Origin of the sequence: Mycoplasmopsis felis, from assembly GCF_034647055.2 — a bacterium.
Lineage (GTDB): Bacteria > Bacillota_I > Bacilli_A > Mycoplasmatales > Metamycoplasmataceae > Mycoplasmopsis > Mycoplasmopsis felis.
The window spans coordinates 610,061-630,787 of record NZ_CP141047.2 but is presented as its reverse complement, the minus strand read 5'-3'; the positions used below and the strand labels follow the sequence as shown (position 1 = coordinate 630,787).

At 22.2% G+C, this 20,727-nt stretch carries 16 protein-coding genes; all 16 read right to left on the bottom strand.

Annotated features, from left to right (window positions below; translation table 4 throughout):
- Positions 1 to 185: 185 nt before the first annotated feature.
- Complete coding sequence (locus tag RRG59_RS02730) at positions 186 to 1,346, bottom strand: Mbov_0401 family ICE element transposase-like protein (RefSeq protein WP_322901993.1); 1,161 nt, start codon at positions 1,344 to 1,346, stop codon at positions 186 to 188.
- A 96-nt stretch (positions 1,347 to 1,442) separates the two neighbouring features.
- A complete protein-coding gene (locus RRG59_RS02725) occupies positions 1,443 to 6,014 on the bottom strand; it encodes an Mbov_0399 family ICE element protein (RefSeq protein ID WP_419198143.1) in 4,572 nt (1,523 codons plus the stop codon).
- Positions 6,004 to 6,564, bottom strand: a complete 561-nt coding sequence (locus RRG59_RS02720; RefSeq protein WP_322901989.1) for an Mbov_0398 family ICE element protein — start codon at positions 6,562 to 6,564, stop codon at positions 6,004 to 6,006. The genes RRG59_RS02725 and RRG59_RS02720 overlap by 11 nt, the downstream gene beginning before the upstream one ends.
- 2 nt (positions 6,565 to 6,566) lie before the next feature.
- Positions 6,567 to 9,335 carry an Mbov_0397 family ICE element conjugal transfer ATPase gene (locus RRG59_RS02715; RefSeq protein ID WP_322901988.1) on the bottom strand — a complete coding sequence of 923 codons (2,769 nt, stop codon included), beginning with the start codon at positions 9,333 to 9,335 and terminating at the stop codon, positions 6,567 to 6,569.
- Positions 9,335 to 10,630, bottom strand: coding sequence for an Mbov_0396 family ICE element transmembrane protein (locus tag RRG59_RS02710; protein WP_322901987.1), 1,296 nt, complete (start codon positions 10,628 to 10,630; stop codon positions 9,335 to 9,337). The genes RRG59_RS02715 and RRG59_RS02710 overlap by 1 nt, the downstream gene beginning before the upstream one ends.
- Positions 10,630 to 10,998, bottom strand: a complete 369-nt coding sequence (locus tag RRG59_RS02705; protein WP_322900596.1) for an Mbov_0395 family pilin-like conjugal transfer protein — start codon at positions 10,996 to 10,998, stop codon at positions 10,630 to 10,632. The genes RRG59_RS02710 and RRG59_RS02705 overlap by 1 nt, the downstream gene beginning before the upstream one ends.
- 47 nt (positions 10,999 to 11,045) lie before the next feature.
- Positions 11,046 to 12,800, bottom strand: a complete 1,755-nt coding sequence (locus RRG59_RS02700; RefSeq protein ID WP_322901986.1) for a hypothetical protein — start codon at positions 12,798 to 12,800, stop codon at positions 11,046 to 11,048.
- A gap of 27 nt (positions 12,801 to 12,827) precedes the next feature.
- Positions 12,828 to 13,040 carry a hypothetical protein gene (locus RRG59_RS02695; protein WP_322876210.1) on the bottom strand — a complete coding sequence of 71 codons (213 nt, stop codon included), beginning with the start codon at positions 13,038 to 13,040 and terminating at the stop codon, positions 12,828 to 12,830.
- Between the two features lie 17 nt (positions 13,041 to 13,057).
- Positions 13,058 to 13,300, bottom strand: coding sequence for a hypothetical protein (locus RRG59_RS02690; protein WP_260622467.1), 243 nt, complete (start codon positions 13,298 to 13,300; stop codon positions 13,058 to 13,060).
- Between the two features lie 70 nt (positions 13,301 to 13,370).
- Complete coding sequence (locus RRG59_RS02685; RefSeq protein ID WP_260626776.1) at positions 13,371 to 13,673, bottom strand: hypothetical protein; 303 nt, start codon at positions 13,671 to 13,673, stop codon at positions 13,371 to 13,373.
- A gap of 15 nt (positions 13,674 to 13,688) precedes the next feature.
- The gene (locus tag RRG59_RS02680; RefSeq protein ID WP_322901985.1) at positions 13,689 to 13,973 is read right to left on the bottom strand and encodes a hypothetical protein; all 285 of its coding nucleotides are present in this window, start codon (positions 13,971 to 13,973) and stop codon (positions 13,689 to 13,691) included.
- Positions 13,966 to 14,307 carry a hypothetical protein gene (locus RRG59_RS02675; protein WP_322901984.1) on the bottom strand — a complete coding sequence of 114 codons (342 nt, stop codon included), beginning with the start codon at positions 14,305 to 14,307 and terminating at the stop codon, positions 13,966 to 13,968. Before RRG59_RS02675 ends, RRG59_RS02680 begins: the two co-directional genes overlap by 8 nt.
- Positions 14,307 to 16,463, bottom strand: coding sequence for a hypothetical protein (locus RRG59_RS02670; RefSeq protein ID WP_322901983.1), 2,157 nt, complete (start codon positions 16,461 to 16,463; stop codon positions 14,307 to 14,309). Before RRG59_RS02670 ends, RRG59_RS02675 begins: the two co-directional genes overlap by 1 nt.
- Position 16,464: 1 nt before the next feature.
- A complete protein-coding gene (locus tag RRG59_RS02665; protein ID WP_322901982.1) occupies positions 16,465 to 16,818 on the bottom strand; it encodes a hypothetical protein in 354 nt (117 codons plus the stop codon).
- Between the two features lie 10 nt (positions 16,819 to 16,828).
- Positions 16,829 to 19,390 (bottom strand): type IV secretory system conjugative DNA transfer family protein, encoded by a 2,562-nt coding sequence (locus RRG59_RS02660; protein WP_322901981.1) that lies wholly within the window; start codon positions 19,388 to 19,390, stop codon positions 16,829 to 16,831.
- Positions 19,390 to 20,628 (bottom strand): hypothetical protein, encoded by a 1,239-nt coding sequence (locus RRG59_RS02655; protein WP_322901979.1) that lies wholly within the window; start codon positions 20,626 to 20,628, stop codon positions 19,390 to 19,392. The genes RRG59_RS02660 and RRG59_RS02655 overlap by 1 nt, the downstream gene beginning before the upstream one ends.
- Between the last annotated feature and the right edge of the window lie 99 nt (positions 20,629 to 20,727).

Sequence of the window (20,727 nt, the reverse complement as noted above, 5' to 3'; positions counted from 1 at the left end):
AAAACTCTTATTTTACTATTACATAGTAATAGTAAGTTTAAAAAAATTTAGTGTTTACATTTTTACTTAACTGTAAGACACTTAGTAAGACATTTAGTAAACATTAATTTATTATATATACTTAAGTATATATAAATTTTATTTTAAAAGATTACACAAAGCAAACAAAGTACATTTTTATAAATTTAGCCTAAAAATCAATGAATATTTATTGCTTTACTGTTTTCACTATTTTTTAACTTATAGTAATCATTTATTCTTTCCTTAATTACACCTCAAGAAAATAAAGAAAAACGTTTAAAAACAGGACTTTTAATATATTGATTTATATGATATTCACATTGCCCATTTTTAACATTTCTATTAGTAAAAGTTTCATAAATATACCCTTCATTTTTCTTAAAATATCTAATAAAACTTTTAATTTCACCAACCTTAAAACCTTCTATTTTCTTATCAATTACTAAATTTTTAATATAAAAAATTAAGCTTTTCATTAATCAGAAATTGTTATTTTTAACACTTTTTAAAAGTAAATTAACTTCATTTATCAATTTATTTTCAATAAAAAATTCTTTATTTTTCTTAAATTTCTTACTTGTAAAACCAAAAACTTTTCACATTTTTTGAACAAAATGGAACTTATCTAAAGACCTAATCCCACCAACTTCATTAGCAATTTTTGTAAAAACCTTAGCAGCATCAGCGTTAATTATTATGTTATTCCTCTTAATTTTTTCATCTAAAAACGATTTAATTGTTAAAGAAATTTCATTAGTTTTATATTTAGAAACATCAAATAAAAGCATCGTTTTATGATTATTTTTACTTTCTAAAATCATTAACCTTAGACATATTTTCTTTTTGATTTTTCCAAAATTAACCTTAAAGTAAGTATCATCTATTCCAATATTTACTAAATTTTTATGTTTAATTTTTTCATTATTTTTATTATTTTTTATTCGTAAATTTCCTTTTTTAATATGATATTTAATTACATCTAAAGGAATTTCTAAACCCTTACAACTACTTCTTCTTTTATAGTTTTTAGTTAAATATTGAACGACTAAATCATCAGGATAATATTTCAATTTCCCAATCTTTTTTACTTCTTCATTATGATAATAAGTAAACTTTTTTCCAGTTTTTTTATCTAAATATACACCTAATTTATATTGATAAACTTTCCCAGAAATTATTATTTTCCTTAATCTTATATATTGTTTTCTTCAATGAATATATTTCTTATTTTGCTTTAAAATTACTTTTCTAAAATATTCTTCTTCTTTATTTCATTGATTAATTTTCAAAGTATTTTTTTCAAAAAAATTATTTATAAAATTCATATCAAAATTATAAATAACCACTATCAAAACACTTTTATCATAAATTTAAAGCATTAAAAAAAACATACACAGAAAAATGCTATGTATGTTTTTTATTTATTTAATTTTTGCTTTTGCTTTCTTTTTATTTTTTTTAAAAGAATTTATACCTATTTTAAATCCATATTTTATTGATAACGATTTAGCAATAAAAATTATTCCTATTAATGAACCAATAACACCAACAATACCAGAAACTATACTAATAACTTTTATAACTTCCTTCTTAGTTTCTTCCTTAGAATTAATTATATTTATTTCATCTTCAGTTTTTACATTATCATCTTTAATTAAATCTTCTACTTCTTTTATCTTATCTTCATTGATTTTGATTTCTTCTAATTCATTTTCATTAATAGAATTTATAATACCACCATAAGCATAATTAAAACTTTTGTTTTCCTTAGGTAAGATAATAAATTGTTTATAAAGACCTATCTTATCATTAACTATCATATTTAATAATGCTTCTTTTTGATTATTTAATAAATGAATTTCAGTTTCAGTTTCAGGTATAAATTTGATTAATTCACCATTTCTTAAAGCATTATTCTTATTTAAGAATTCCTTAAATTGACTTATTTTTTCTTTTCATCTATCACTTAATGTTTCATCATTAATATCTATTATTAAATCTAATCAATATAAAAATGTATTAGCACCATAAACTAAATAATTATCATTAATTTCTAAATTAATTTCTTTTCCTTTATTAGTTATTCATTGTAAAGTTTCATATCTTACATTTTCTAAATTAGAAGTATTTAATACCTTATTTGAACCAGTAAGTATTTTAGTAAAATCAGATAAATTAACTACATCATTTTTCCCAGAATTATTAAAAATAATTTCCTTGTAATTTAATAAATTAGCATTGTCTCCAATTAACCTTAAATAAATATCTTTATTAGGGCTATTCTTCAATCTACTAATTACTTCATCTTTATTAGTTATTAAAATATCTTTCCCTAATTCTAAATTAAATTCTTTTCCTTTATTATATTCAACTAAGAAATCATTAATTACTTTTTCTATTGCTTGATTTATTTTAGTTTCATAAAGATTATCTAAATAAGTTTCCCTATCAGTAAAGTTAGTATAAGAACTTAATAATTCACCATATTCGTCCCTTAATTCTTTCTTATCAACTCTTATTTTATTAATGAAATTAATGTTTAAATTAGATAAATCAACAGGAGGATAGATTGAATTTCAAGCAACATTAGAAATTCTAAATACAGCATTAGAATTATTATATTTTTTTAAACCAACTACATTAATATCAAAATAATTAACATCTAAATTTTCACTTTTCTTTTGAACAACACCAACTTTATTAATAAAATTTTGAGTATCTCTTTCATTTTGGAATTCTTCAATATAATAATCATTTTCATAAACTAAATCATTTATTTTATGAATATAACTAAATTTATTTAATTCTTTTTGTATAAATTCCTTAACTTTCTTAATAATAATTTCTTTTTGATCTAAAACTAATCCATTTAAATTCAGATTATTAAATTCATAACCTCCAAAAATATTATTTGAATTAATACTTTCAGAAGTTAAACTACCAAATAAATTATTATTAATAAAATCTAAATAATATTTCTTAACATTAACAAAAGATAGATTTTTAATTTCTTCTTCCTTCAGATTTCTATTATTAATTAAATAATAAGAAAAAGCATTAGCAACAGGATTGCTTATTTTTCAAAAATTACTTATATATTCATTAAGTTTAATTGAACCATTAATATTTAAATATTCTAAATTATTTGAACTACCAGGAATACTATTAAAATTAATTTTTTCTATTTCATCTAAGAAAAAAGAATCACTCTTATTATCTTCATCAATTAAGATTAATTGAATATCAGAAATACTATTAGCAGTTTTAGCCCACACTAAATAAATTCCTTCATTAGACATATAAGAACTTTCAGAAGATCCTAATTCAGCATTTAATGAAACTATCCTTTCTCCTTTATTTTCATATATACCTTTATTAACCTTATTAAATAATTGATATGAATAATATTCAGAATTAGCATTTCCTACAAAATTTCCAAATACATTTCTTAAAGCACCCTTCCCTAACACAGAAGCTTCAGCAAAAATACCAAAATTATATTTTCTATCTAACTTAGGAAAAGCAAAAGAAATTTTCCTTAATAATTCCGAATTACTTTTAAATAAATTAGTATCAATTCATACTAATTGCTTCTTAGTACCAGTTTGTTTATCAATAGAAGCATCATATTTAGGGTTAGGAATTTTGTTTCCATTTTTATCTTTAATATATTCACCATTTTCTATTAAATAAGGGGTTATTAAATCATTTTGATCTTTATTAATCTCAGGATTTCACGCATAGTATTTAATAGATTGCTCTATATCATAACTATCAATAATAAAATCAATCTTATACTTATATTCTTCTTGAGTATTATTAGTATTTTCTCTATACTTAATTAATTCAATACTATATTCATTTTTCTTATGAGAATTAGTTTCATTTGCTTCTTGCTTACTATTTTTATCATATAATTCTCTACTTTCATCATTAATACTTGAACGATTATCTCTTAAATCATACTTAAATCATCTATTCAAAACATCAACTCTATTCTTATTAATTAATAAAACTTCGCTTTCACTTAAATTTGCTAAAAATTTAACTTCGATCGGTGCTTTAACTTTTCATTTTCCACCATAATTAGCATTAGCATCAGGGGGAAGAATTTGAACTCTACGATCTAATTCTAAATAAGTATCTCTATTTCAATTATTTTGATTATTAATAAAATGATTTAATCTTACATTATCTTTAAGAACATAACTATAATTAAAAATAATTCTATCTTGTAATGCTAAATTATGAGAAATTCTCTTATATAAACTACTATCTTCTAAATCAATTTTAATATTAGACCTAATAGTTTTTGAATTATCTATTCAATCTTTAATATGATTTAAAACAAAATAAAGATATCTTCCATTTACATTAGTATCATTAAAGAAATTAAATGATTTTCTTAAATCATACCTTAAATTATTATTTAAACTATTTTTAATGCTACTACCAGAATATAAAATATCATCTAAGATTAATTTTAAATTCACATAATTTCTTCCATAAGAAGAAATTTGATAATCATACCTAAATTTTAAAGTTAAGTTTTTATAAACTATTTCAAATTTATTTTTATTTATTTCTTCTTCTAATTTTTCAATATTAGTTTTACTTCCAACATAAACACTTTTATTAATCTTATCAGTTAACAATGAAGTTTTCCCACTATCACTATAAATTAATATTTTATTATTATGAATTAAATTTTTAAATGCTTTAATATCATGTAAAGCATTATTTTCATTAATATTAATTAATGAATAAATTAAAAATTCAAATTCATCACCCTTAAGACCATAGAAATTATTAAATGTTATTTTTCCATTAGATTTTTCCCTTATATCAAAATCATAAGAAAATATCTTTTCAGGTACATTAGAATTACTATTAGAATTATGAGCAACTTTCTTTTGATCAATTATTCTTAATTTATCAATATTATAAGACCTTGAATTTACATTGAAATTTAAAGGAAATCCTTTTCGTAAATAATCTTCCATTTTACTTGAAAAACTAAGCAATGAATTTTTATAAACTAAGTTTCCACTTCAATAAAATAAACCCTTAATATCATTAAATCAATATTTCCCTAAGTTATCAACTTTCTTTATAATGATTTCTTTTCTTGTAGTATTATAAAGCAATTTATCAGCTAATGGCCTTGAACTATAATTTATATCTCTTGTATGATGAAATGAACCATAACCAGAAGGCCCAATTCTATGTGTCGTATTAGTTATAGACCAATCATCGCCATTAACCTCTTTAACAACCATACCATTTAATTTAGCAAATTCATTTAATGTTAACTTATAATCATCAGACAAACGTTTAATAAATTTATCAGCTTGAAAAATTTTGAATCGTTTTTCATTTGAATATGTATATTCAGAAACAGTACCATTATAAGAACTTGCTTCACTTAATGTTTTATAGAAATTCCTTTCCCACCTTCCATCGTATTCCTTAGCAGGAAACTTTATTCTATTTCTATCATTAAAATAATTGTAATTACTTCACGTATTAGAAAAATCAGAAATTCCATAATTATTAAAATCAGAATAGTTAATTTCCATAGCAGAAGTAGAACGATTTTTTCTTAAATCAAAAAACCTTATGTTATTTAAACCTTTATGATTTGTATTATGTAATCTAAAACTACTAAGTAAATAAGCATCATCAGTATTACTTCTAAATTTCAAAATATTATCTAATTCTTTTCTAACAGTTAAACCATTAAATAAAAAGTTTAAATCAGTATTATTTCTATAATAAGTATTAAAAACTTTTCTATTACTATTTAAATCAATTAAATTATAAGAATTATGTAATAAATTTCTATTAGCATTATAACTTCTAAAATCATTAGTACTATTATGAACCCCAAACCGATTAGAACTTACATTATTTGAAACATTAGTAGAAACTAAACCAACACTAAAAAACAAAAAAGGAGCAGTAAACCCCTTTAAAATAATTTTATTCTTCATCAAATTCTTCAATAAATTCTTCACTTTCAAATTCACCTTCTAAGTATTTATTAAAAGTGTTGCTTCTTTCTTTATCTAATTTTTCATTTTTTTCTTTAATTGCCTTTAATTCAGAACTTGAAATTTTCTTCATTTCTTCAAAATAACTAGCTTCTTTAAGTAATTCCCCAGGTATGTTTTCAATTTGAGATTTTTGATTAAATTCATTTGCTAATAAATTAATGATTAAATCTAATTTTTTATTCATAATAACTAATTGATTTTGATTTTCATTAATTCTTTCTTCTAAGGAATGCTTAAAAGGAGACATAGAAGCAAACATAGCTTTTCTTAAAGAATAAAAAATATTATCTTTACTTTTACGCATTGATACTTTAGTATCAGTATCTTCTATTTTTTCCATTAATATATTTCTAACAGAACTATAAACAGAACTTCCATTTTTTTCTATTTCTTGTTTTCAAATTAAATATTTTGCTATATCTTCATCACCATTGATTCGAAAACTTATCAAAACACTTTTATCAATAACTTTTGTTTTTCTTCGCATAATTAACCTTTCTTAAAGAATAATTGTTTTTCATAATCGTTATAATGTAAATCAATCTTATATCTAATATTATCAGTTATACCTAATAAGCATTGACCTTTCTTTTGTTGACTTAATAAATGAATTTCAGCATCAGTTAAAGCATTTTGAGAATTAGCAAATAATGATTTAACCGCATCAATATCAGAACTCTTTAAACCTAATAAAATTGAATAATTACAATTTTGTAAGATTCTTGATGCGTTTTCAGCTACACTCATTGAAGATTTATAATCAGAAGGATTTTGAGTAGTATGTATAGTAGAACCATCAAATTTCCTAATTGTTTTAGTAGTTTCAACAATATAATCTAATGCTAAAATATTTTTTTCCTTAATATAAATATGCTCTTCATCAATACAAAGAATAATTCTCTTAGTTAACATATCAATTTCATTAGCAGATAAATAATTTAACTTATTATCTTCCTTATACTTATTTCTTCTAACTTCATTTTCTAAAAAGTTTTGATAAATAATTTCATTACAAAAACTTAATACAAACATTAAACCTAATCTTCCAGCAACATCATCATTAGTATTAGTTAAATTATTCATCTTAAACACAATAAAATCATTTTTTAATTCTATAGTAGTATAACCATTAAATAAATCTTGGTATCTTCCATAATTTTCAAAACTATTAGAAAATTTATCAATTAAAGAATTAACATATTTTTTTCTTTCTTCAATATTAAATATGTTTTCATACTTATAATTTTTCATAAATTCAATAAAATCAGAAATCGTTTTTCACTCTTTATTTTTTATTTCCTTAATTGAATTTAATTCATAAATACCAATGCTTCTATAAAATTCTTTCAATAAACTTTCTAAAATATCCCAATTAATATCAGCATACAATGTTTTAAAGAATTTTTCTAATAAACTAATATGAGCATTAACTAATTGCGAAATACTTAATTGATCTTCAAAATCCCTAAGATTATTTCTAATTTGAATTATATTAATTCTTGTATTAATACCACTTCCTAAATCTATAATTTGGCCATTAAACTTCTTACAAAAATCTGAATATTCATTTTGCGGATCAATAATAATAACTTTATTATTAATTGCTAAATTAGATGCTAATATTTTTGAAACAACCGTACTTTTTCCAATCCCAGAACTTCCTAAAACAAACATATTATGATTAGTCCTATTAGAATTTCCTAAATCAAAAATATCTAAAGAAACAGGAGCATTAGAAGCTTTAGCAAAACCTAAAATTAAATTCTTCTTATCATTAAAAATTTCATATAAAAAAGGATAACCATAACCTAAAATATAAGAACTCATTTGGTATGCTTCCTTATGTAATTTGTAATTAATAGATAAGGAACTATCAACAAAACCTTGAAATTGAAAATAAGATAAACTTGATAATTTCATATTTCCCTTATTTAACAAAATATCATTTTCCCTTTCAATTTCCCTTAATTCTTTTAAAGAATTTGCTTGAACTATAACTATGAAATTAACATCTAATAATGAATAACCACCCTTAGAAATTTGATAAACAAATTCATTAACAGCATTAGCATCAATCCCAGCTTTAACTATTTCAGTAGCCTGTACTTCATTTTGAATTCGATCTTCAGAATGAATACTTGCTTTATTCAAAATCTTATCAATATCTTTTCTATTTTTATAAGGAAAGTTATTTTCTAAAATAGTACCATTTAAATTAAAAATTAATTTACTTCAGGTATTTTCTAATTCATAAGGTATCTTATCAATAGCTTTAATTGAATAAAATTTTCCATTAATCGTAAAATAATTTTTATGAAAAATCACTTCATCATAAACAAAAATATCATCTAAAATATCTTCATCAATCTTCTCATGATTGAGCATTATTTCTTTATTTTCTTCATATCATTTACAAAGTTTATCTTCAGAAATATTAAAGTTTCGATATTTATTTAAAAAATTCAATAATTCAATTTCTTCTAATTTCTTTAAAAGAATTTTACTTTCTAAAAATAAGTTATAAGCCAATGTAGCTTCATAGTTTAATTGATCAGGATTAGGAGCATTAATTATTAAATAATAATTACTTACTTTAACATCATTATTAACTATTTCTAAATCATTTTTATTATATTCTAAGTAAGTTTCTCATTCAGTTTCTTTCTTATAATTCTTTTCTAAGAAATTAATGTTATCTTCAAAATTAACATTTTCATCAATCTTAATAAAACTAAATTTATTGCTTAATGAACCTAATGCTTTTGTATACCTTTCTAACATTACATCTTGAGTTAATTGATCTTCATTAGCTAAATTAAAACCATGAATTTTGAATACACAAAAGCAATTAAACTGTACATCTTTCTTATTAATTAAACTATCACCTAAAACCCTTTTATTAATTACAATATCAGGGCCATATAACCTTGAAAAAGGATTTAATTCATATGTATCCCTTGATTTATTATCATTATTATTCTTATACTTCTTGGGAGATAATCAATATAAAAATATTCTTCAAATTTGATTATAAACTTTCCCTACACTTTCTTTATAAGGAATAATAAAGATAAAACCAAATAACATTAAAATAATTCAGCAAACATATTGAGCCCATGCTATTTCAAAATCTTTAAAAATAACTCATGATAAAGTATAAGTTAAAGCACAAATTACAATAATTTCTATAGCATCTCTTACACTAAATCACCTTGTTAACTTAGTCCATCTATTTTTTAATCTCTTAGGTTGAAGCATTATTTTTTCATCCCCACAATTCCTCTTAATATTCCCTTAGATACATCTTTAACAGCATCTAAACGGACTTTTCTTCTATCAGCAGCACCTAATTGCGAAATATGGTTTACTCCCTTTTCTTTTAATAATGAATTCTTAGCATCAGCATATTCAAAACCAACTCTTCCAGCGGCTTTACTATGCTTTAATAAACCAGCTCCCTTATTATTAGTATTTAATTCAGTACCAATATACTTAATAAATAAAGCAGATATACCCTTATAAGCACCAATAGAACCAGCCATAAATATCATCTTAATAAATACAGTTATCAAACCAGATACTTGATATATAAGCGGAAAAAATTTAGTATATCTTTTTGAATTATCTAAAGAATCAATAAATGAATTTCCTATATTAATAAATAATGAAATAAATTTTAAACCTATTAAATAAGCACTTAATGATAATAAAGCACTTAAATATTCATCTTTCCAAATCTTAAGTTTCTTTCCTCCATCACCAATAGACCATGGAACAATAACAGGAAAACTAACAAATAAAATCATCATTTGAAATAATTTTGAAATAATATCAAAAACCACCCCAAATATTATTTTTGCTATAATGATTAATAAAATAACACATAAGACAATAAAAACCATTAACCCAATAATTCCACCAGAATTATCATATAAATTAGAATATACACCTATAGAAAACGCTTCACCAATCCCAGTTATATTAGCATTACTAATTGCTTTAAAAATAGCATCCTCTTTATTTGGATCGTTAAAATTAGTATTTTCTAAAAACGATTTTAAGAATAACAAGACAAACATATTTTCAAAAGAAGCATCTCCAGAAACTAATAATGAAGTAATACTTAAAATAATAAAGTTTAAAACAAAGATTAAACCATTAATAATAAATAATAAACCAACACCTTTCATCGCCATAAAAAATGCGCTTTTAATTATTTCATTACTTTCATTAGAATTCCCTTTAACAGTAAATCTAATTACAGTAATCATAAACATAAGTATCCAAATTACTATGGAAACAATTAAGAAATGATATCAAACAGAAGGAACATTTAAAAAACTTTCATTTTGAAATGTAGCCGAATTAAAACCAAATAATAAATAGTTAGGGAAATAAAAGCAAAATACATAAATCATCTTAACCATTATTGAAATGATTAATAACCCTAAAATCAAAGGAATTAAAAATAAAGTAAATAATAAATAACCAGCACCATATTTAGTAATCAAAAGCGTTAAGGGACTAAATAATACTCCTAAGACAGCACCCATTAAAACCTACTTAAAACATTATTAAATTTAATTGATATATCACTTAAAGCATTAGGACTTATAGTTATTTGAGACTTAGAAACACTTGAAACAATCAAAGCAACTATTCCCCAAAAGAATAACACCCCAGCAATTCCAATAACAGCCCATAAGATTTTCTTATTATTTTGTTTCCGTAATTGAGGATCAGCAGTATTAGAATTTTGCGCTATAGAAACAATGATCGCCGTTACGAATAATAAGGCCATTATTCCAGCAGCAGCACCAAAAACTATATTAATTATTTTTCACATTTCATTAGTTACGTTATTAAACGCACCAGAACTAATTGAACCATCTTCAAAAACTTTTAAAATTTTACTATTCATATTACACCTCCTAAAAATTGAATAAAAAAATTAGTTATTAAATATAACTAATTAAAAATATTTTTTATCTTATTAATAAATGTTTTAACTCCAGCATTAGCTAATTTATTATTTAAACTTCTTAAATTCACTTTATATTCATCATAATTCAATCGATAAACTTTTTGCTTAGATTTTGCTTTCTTAGAATTTTCAAATAAATAATTTAAATAATAATGTATATAGTCATAAAACGGCTTATTTAAATTAGTAGCAGTCAAATCATAACCAGGCAAGAATTGATTCAAAGTAGTATCATTTTTATTTAATACAGTATAAAAAGGCAAGATTACATCATGTAATTCATTATTAGCAAATCTATAAGTATATTCAAAATCCCCGAATTTATTTTTTGGTAATAAATCAACAGCAACAAAATTATTCTTATACTTAGGTAATTTAGTTTCAGTTAAATTAAAAGTATTCGTACTTAAGAATTTAACAATTACATCTTTATATTCATCTAAAGCATTAATTCAATCATTATAAATATTTTGATTATCAACATCTAAAGTAATAACCCCATTAGCAATATTACTTAAATATAAACTAACTTCTTCACCTAATGGAACTATACTTATTAATTTATGATTAGCTAAATAAAATTTTAATGCCTTAATATAAAAATTCTTTTCCTTAGTTTCTAATTTAAATTTCTTCCCACCCGAATAAAATAATAAATCAATCATATTCGGCGGACCATATTCAACTATTTCCGTTTTCCCTAAATTCTTAACTTGAATTTGGTATCTTTCATCATAAGGATTTACTTTCCAATTATACTTACGTTTAATAAAATCATTATCCCCTAAAGAATAAGCACCAAATGATAATTGAAATAAAGGATTATTAAGAGGAGTTATGTTTAAATCACTTTCTTTTGTTTTTGAATTATTAATTTCTAAGACATCATTAATTCAATAATTCATTACATCCCTTTTTTGATTAATCATTAAATCATTAATACCTAATTTAAGAAATTCATTATAAGTAGAACTTAAACCATCTAAATCTCTTCTAAATGCTTCATATTCTTCAATAATTTCATCTTCACCTTCCCAGAATCTAACAAATGCTTTTTTATGCAAATCAGACTCAGGAATTTCATCTCTATAAAAATACGAATTATAATCAACTACTTTCTTATCAAAGAATTCCAGTAAATCATTAGCAAATTGAATATTAACTCCTGTTTCACTTGATATTTCATTATTAAGAACTTTTCTAACTAATGAAAATAACTTCCCATTAACTAAATATGAACTTAACTTCTTATCATCTAAAACAAATTCATTATCAATAAATTCAATTAAAGAATTCTTAAATGCTTTCTTTTCTTCAGTACTTTCATCTAATTTCTTTATCTTATTGTAATTCCTTAAAGAAATATAAGGCTTTTGTAATAATTCCTTCCAATTATGATTTATCAAAAGATTACTATTAAAATTCATATCAGTATTCTCATCTAATGCTAAATCTTGGAAAAAATACTTTTGATTAGGTAATAAGAAATTCTCAGAAGCATTTTCAAAACTTAAATAGTTATCTTCATTAACAAAACTATTATAAATTTTCTGTTCTTCAGGGCTATATTTTCTCTTAGGTGCTTCAGGCTTATCATTAGGATCTAATTTAGAATCACCTTCCCCAGAACCAATACCATTTCCAAAAGGATCACCCAACTTAATTTCAAAACATGATACAGCACTAACTAACGAACTAAAGGAACTAAGCATTAAAAATACCTTAACAAACTTCTTCATCTTTCCCCTTATAATTATTTTCAATAATTATAACATATTCTTATTAGTTTTTTTCTTCAGTTTTCAAAGAACAATATTCAAAAAGATTGAAAGTATAACAAATACAATAATACAAACACTAACAATCAATTTTGTTTCATTGCTTCAATCTAAATCCTTATCATTAACTCCATATCAATAAATCGATAAAAAGATATCTAACAATACAGTACAAACCAAAACAATAATACGAGTTTTCAAAGAAACTCTCCTATGATCTAAAATAATCTCTTACTCCTATGATCATGTTGCGATTTCTTAAAACCATATTTCTTTTCATACAAATAATTCCGATTAATTAATGAACCTTGAACTATTTCAATTTTATTTTCCTTAAACTTTAATAATTCCTTAGCTTCAGCATACTTCTTAAAGAACCCAATTACTTTCCTAGATCCATTTTCAAAAACTTCAAAAGCAATAAAATTTTTATCTAAGTTAAATAAAACTTCTTCTTCCATTATTATTCCTCCTTCGTATGTATGAGCACACATACACACATGTACGCATTATGCGTACGCATGCGTAAGACTATTCATTAAATAATAAATCAATTGAATGCCCTTTTAAAGATAATTCGAACTTATTTTCGTCCTTAACTTTCCGATAAACAATTTCACCAGATAATCTAACTAAACTATCTTTAACTAAACCTAATTCCCTTGATTTTTTCACTACAGCTTTATCAAAAACTACAATGTTATAAAAATACTTATCTTGCTTAACACTAATTACAAACATTTCTTCAGATTCCTTAGTTTCCATATTGTTATATTTTGAATAAGTAATTGAAGAAACCAAACCATCAATAATAAACTTATTTTCAAATTTCATCTTATTATTCCATTCTTAATCTATATAAAATTCCCTAAATGCGCCGCACTTAATATTAAATTTTCTACCATTACTTGTTTTTAAAACATCTTTTAAAAAGTTATTAAATTTCTCTTTATCAATATCAAATCTATAAGCAATACTCTTTAAAGATTTATACATCCTATAATCTTTAACCTTATAACCTAATTTTTTTAATTTATTAATTATTGCTTCTAACTTATCTATTTCAGATTTATTTTTAAGATCCAAAACAGAATAATTAACTCAATAGAATCTCTCTTCCTTGAATTTATACATTAGCCTTTTCCTTAAAATACATATTCTTTAAATCATCATAAGATAAAAACACAACTTTCTTTTGATAAATCATAAAATATTCCCTATCCCACAATTCATCAATCTTAATTAAATTATGATATTGCTTTAGTAAACTTAAATAATAACCACTATCTTTATAATTCTTAACTATCTCTAAAAAATTACTTCTTAAATAAATTTCCTTATTCTTAGCATATTCTTCAACTTGATTAATTAAAGCATTTAATTCATCTCTTTCTTTTGCTAAATGTTTCAATCACATTAATGAATTAGCTTTATTAACTTCAGCAACTCTAATCTCTTTATTTTCCATTATCTTTCTTTCCCTTCATTTAATTTCTTATCATTATCAATATCTTTTTGTATTACATCTAAATTATGAACCTTAGTATTTTCATTAATAAAACTCTTAACTAATTGATTCATTGTTTTATGCTTAAATTTATCATCAACATTTAACTTTTCATTAAAACTTTTCTTATAAAATGTTTCATCTTTAAATGAATTTTGATCCATAGTAAAAATATAATCTAAAGGTATAGCAAAAATGTTATTCGGCTTTTCTAAATAAATTAAATTATTAATATTCGATTTCTTTAATGAAGTAGCATTACAAATTACTCCAAAAGCAACTTCTTTTCCTTTTTTAGATAAAGGAACAACACCAAATGGATTCCCTAAATTATATTCAGCAAACTTTTCGTCTAAGTTTTCCATATAACCATAAACTTTAAATAAACTAACACCCCAATTACTTCTATCAATTATTTTTTCTTCCTTATTATCTTCTAAGTTATTATTCATATCTTCATTAATAACTTCAATCTTTTCGTCAGAAACAAAAGAATCATCAAACAACGATAATTGTTTTCCTGTTTCTTTTTCTTTATTTTCTTCTAAACCTTCAAACAAATTAATGTTTTCAAATTTCTCTAAATCATTATCAATCATTTTTTCTTTAATTTTAAAAATTCCCTCATACATTTCAAATAATTTATCTCTATCAGCATTATCTAATTCATTAAAGACATCTTCTTGTATTGAATCTAAATATTCTATGCTTGGATTAAATAAAGTATTTTCAAAACCTATTTCAATTAAATACCTTTCAAAACCCCTAGCAAAAACTTCAGTATGCGAAGTTAAATATTCTTTTTTATCTATTAAATCAATATTTTTCCTATGTATTTCGTTAAACTTATCTACATATTTTGAATGTATTTTTAAAAATTCCGGATTACTTAATGAAAAAGGTAATATTAATTCGTTTACTTTTGTTTTGCTTAATCCTATTTCATAATCTATAAACTGCGCATATTCTTTCATAAATGATTGATAATTTAACACATCTTGAATTTTATTTAGATTAGTATTAATTGTTATATTTTTTTCTAAAGGAAAGTAAATACTTTTAAGATTTGGATTATCTATTTTTTTAAATCATAAGGTTAATTTTTCAGTATGTTTTTTTAATAAAAATGGAATTATCTTATTGAATTCTTTTTCTAATCAATCAACAACTTCAAGATCATAACCAGGACCCGTTCCAACTTTATTAAAGTTTTTTGAAAAAGAATTAAATTTTGTTAAATTAAGATTATTTTGGATACTAATATTTTTTTGTAATTCTTTATACATATTTATTTTTAAATCAAATTCTTTATGATATTGTTTTACAGAAGATTGAATCAAATAATATTCTTTAATAGCTTCTATAGATCTTTTTAAAACTAAAAACTTTTTTATTCTTTGTTTATGATGAAATAAATCAAAATCATATAAATAATCTAATTTTCAATTTTCTTTTATTTTGTTTATATGTAAATTTACTTCATTTTCTGTAGGAAGATTTATATAACCTTTTTTTTCTAATTTAACAAATAAAGGATTATTAATTCCTAAATCAAAATCATCAATAACTTTATTCAATCATTTTGGATATATATAAAAATTATCATCAGAATTAAAAGTTAAAATTTCTTTATCAATTATTATTGGATGAGAAATTGACTTAAAATCATTCCATCTAAAGTCAGGGTCATTATTTTTATTTATATAAAATTTTTCTTTCGTTTTTTTATTTTCAATAACAAGATTAAGCGAATCTCAGTCATTTGTTTTTTTATATCCTATGAATTGAAATTGTTTCTTATGATTCTTATGATATGGAAGTAGATTATATATCGCCATATCTATTAACAATTTTTCTTTTTCCTTTTCATTATCAATAACTAACTCAATTAGAAGAGGAAAAATTGTTTCTATGTTTTTAAAATTTAAATGATATTCTAAGAAAGAATAATCTAACTCTTCCTCATTTGGTCATGATTTATAGTTTTTATCTATATAACTTCAATTTTCTTTAAAGTATCAATCTAATTCTTCATTGTAATTTTTATCATCTAATCATTTATGAACTTTAGTATTTAGAATATATTTTAAAACTGTTTCATTCTCAAAAAACTTCATTTTATTTCCCCTTAATTTTTTCGAATCTCTTTAATTCATAAAAGCATAATAAGTATTTATAATAATCTTTTTCATCTTTTATTTCATCAACATTTCTCATTACTCATTTAGTTAAATTTTCTAAATTAACTTCCTTAATATCATTAATAGTTTCTAAAAATTCTCCAAATTTATTGCTTATAGCTATTTGAGGATCTATATTCTTTTGTTTTGCTTCTTTAATTATATTTTCCTGTTTTCTTTCTAAATCATCAATCATTCCTTGTAAAATCAAATCTTCTTTTGCTTGACTTACATTAAAGTTATTATTAATTATTTTATTTCAAAACTTACTTTTTAATTCTTCTATATTCATTTTAAACTCCTTAATTTTCTGTTTCTTCTATAATATTTTTTATCTTTAATATTTGCTTATCTAAATTTAATTTAGTTAAATCATTTTTATTTTCTTGGTATTGTTTAAGTAATTTTTCATAATTATTTAATTCATTATCATTAATTAATATTTGAATATTCTTAAAGATAATATGTAATAAAGAATATTTATTATCATTCCTTAATTCATCAATTAAACTATATCTAAGTAATATCTTTTTATCATTATCAAAATAAAGACTCTTAGATTTCAATAAGATTTCATTAATACTATGTTTAATAATTCCATCAAAATTAGAATCGTTTTTATACTTACTTATTAATTCATTAAACACATTTAATTCATTACTATTATTAACTTCCTTAATATCTTTAAAAACACTTCTTAAGAATAAATACTTTCTTTCGCTTATTAATTCATCAATAACTTCTTTTAAAACTATTAACTTATCTTCATCATTAATTCTTATAAATGCTTTTTCTAATACATTATTTTGCTTACCTAAAGACTTATCAATAAATTCATTTTCAATTTGATTTTGATTATTTAATGTTAAATCTAAATATTCCTCAATAGTATCGAAATTATCATTATGTATTTGATTAACCATTTCATTTTGTAATTTAGCATTGATTCTAAAATCATTATTAATTAACTTTTGTTTTTCATCATCTAATAAAGGACTTAAATTCTTTTGGACTAAATCAGTTAATTCATCATTAATTTCAAAAATTTTATAATCATTTAATTCCTCTATAGTTTTATAAACGTAATTATCATTTTTAAAATATTTATATGCTAAAGAAGTTTTTAAATATAATGGCAATAAACCTTCAATTAATATCAATATATCATTAGCAGATTTTTTAGATAATTGATCTATTTCCATTAAGTTTTCCTTTTGATAACTTATGTTTTGACTTGATGAACTACCAGAAGTACTATAAGAAGTTTTTTCAATTTCTTGTTTCCCTAAAAGTTTAATAATGTAATTCTTGGTTTCGATATCAGAAGTATTTAAGAAATAAACAAATTGTAAATTAGATAAAATGATTTTATCTATTTCTCTATTTTCATTTGTATTATATTTCTTTAATTGATTCATATCTTGAACAACTAAGTTAAATAAAATATTCCTACTTCTATTAATTGCTAATTTGTTTTCTAAATTAGGTATCTTAGGAAGATTTCCAAATTCTTCTAAAAAGAACAGTAATTTTCTTTCTAATTTTTCATACCCTAAATTTTTCTTATTTCATTTTGCTTGCTCTATAGCAGTTTGGTAAATTTCATCAACTAACATACTAATTAATTTATGATTAGCAGTATTTTCATCAGAATAATGAATAAAGATTACAAATTTTTCATTAGCACTTAAGATTTCCCTTAAATTAAAGTTTTCAGTATTCGAAGTTAAATTCTTAATAAAATCATCTTTATTAAAACTATCTAAAGGCCTTAAAGCAGATTGAAGCATTGAACCTAATGTATTTTCAGAATTAGCTAAAATACTTTCTAAATCAGTTTTTACATCTTTTCATCTATTATGAATTTCACTATAAGCATTTAAGGTATTTAATAAAGGACTATATCTTGGATTAAAATTTGAACCATTAATATTCTTAGCAACATTAGTAAAATTAAATTCTTCCCTTGATACAGTATCAGTATGATAAGCAAATAATAGCATTGACTTTAAAATAATTTCTATTATCTTTTTCCCAGAAGCAGTCCAAAAATCATCACCACCCCAATTAAGATTTTCAATAATATTAATTAACTTTTTATTTGCTAATGATAAATAATCTTCATCATTAGTTTCTTTTGCTTTAAGCATTAAATCATAAATATGCGATAAAGGATTTCATTTTAAAGAATTTAAAGTATCTTCAAAATCTATTACATAAATTTTATAACCATTATCTTCTATTCTTTTTCCAGTAAAACTTATTAATTCTTTCTTAGGATCAATAATAACTAAATTAGGCTTATATTCATCTAATAAATTAATGTTATATAGAATGTTAGGTAATAAGACTCTTTGAGTTTTCCCAGAACCAGTACCACCAATAATTAAACTATTTCTATCTAACTTATCATGCGAAATATTTAACCATCTTTGTTTCTTAGTAAGTTTATTAACTTTAAATGATAAAACTCAACCAGAAGAATTATAAAAAGACTTCTTAATGTATTCCCTAAATTGCTTATAATCTTTTTCATTAGTTTTTTCATTAAATAATCATTTTGATTTAAATTCACCTTGCTTAGAAAATGTTTTTGCTATTTCCTTAATTTTTTCCCTAAACATCCAACCACTAAAAGCTAATAAAAATATGAAATAAGAAGAAATGATCGGAAATCTAATATAAGGATTTTCATTATTAGCAACAAAGAATAAAGCCTTTAAATAAACAATATCTTTAAATATTTCTCCAGTTAATTCATTTCGTTTTAAAATAACATAAACTACAGCAGAAATTAATATCAAAAACAAATAAGCAACAATAAAAATAGCTAAAATTTTTAATATAAAAAATATTACTCTCATTATAATTCCCTCATAAAATTATCATATTGCTTAGCATTTTCTATATCAAAAATAATATATGCTAACCTTAACAATCTCTTAGTATGCTTAGATAAATACTTATAATCATCACGACTCATTTTAGAATATGAATTTGAATATAAAGCAATACTTTTATTCTTACTTACATTAACTTCATTAGATTTATCTTTTTTAAAACTTAATAATTCTTTTAATACCAGGTTATTAATTTTCCTTTCAAATTCATTTTTTTCTTTATCTATTTTCTTATGATAAAGCACCCTTAAACTTTTTTTCTTTATATCTATCTTCTTTAATTCATCATAATTAAAATAATATTCATTAATAGCATCTCTAAAACTTTCATTATGTTTCATTAAATATTCTCTAGCATTAGCAACAATGCCCTTAGATTTTTTACTTAACCTTGAATATCAAATATTCTTATTCAACATACACTCACTCTTTAAAAACAAAATATCATCTTTTTGAATATTGGGACCATTAACTAAATTCTTATCAAATTTTGCTTTTAATTCTCTTATTTCAGATATCTTTTTATCAATAGAATTAATATCAAAATCATCAGTAAATCTTCTTAAAATTCCCAATCTTAATTCCTCGAACTTCCTGCTTGCTATTTGATTTTGAATCCCTATTACTTTCCTATCTAAATTCCTTAAATTAGTTTTTTCAAAAAATGCTAAATGAATATGCGGATTATCAGTATTCCCATGAATAGAATAATATAATTCTAAATTCTCCCTCTTAAAACCTAAACCAGAACTTTCCAATCACTTTAAAACTTCCTTTTCAACTAATTCCCTTCACTTATTATTCCCAACCATACCAGATTTAATCATTTCATCATTACTTGATATTATCATTTCATAAAAAGGTAATTTATTATCTTTTATTTTTGATTTTAATTCATTAACATTAACGCTTTCAATATACCTTCCACCATCAAACCCTTGTAATCCACTCTTAAATGAAGTTTTATGAACTTCTACAGCATCTTTATACAAATTTAAAACAGTATCTCTATCATTTAAAAACATTAACTTATCTTCATCTAATTTAGAAAAATCAGCACACTTCCCTAACTTTGTAAAATAATCAATTCAAGCACCAGTATTAACCCAACCTTTCATATCATGGTAATTTTCCAAACCAGTTTTATAACCATTATCAGAAGTAATAAATTTAAAATCAATAAACAAATTTTTATTAACCACAACTACCTCCATTATTCTATTAGATATATCTAATATATATATCTTTCTCACATACACACATAAACAAAAAAAATAAGCAATTACATCATTTAACAATTA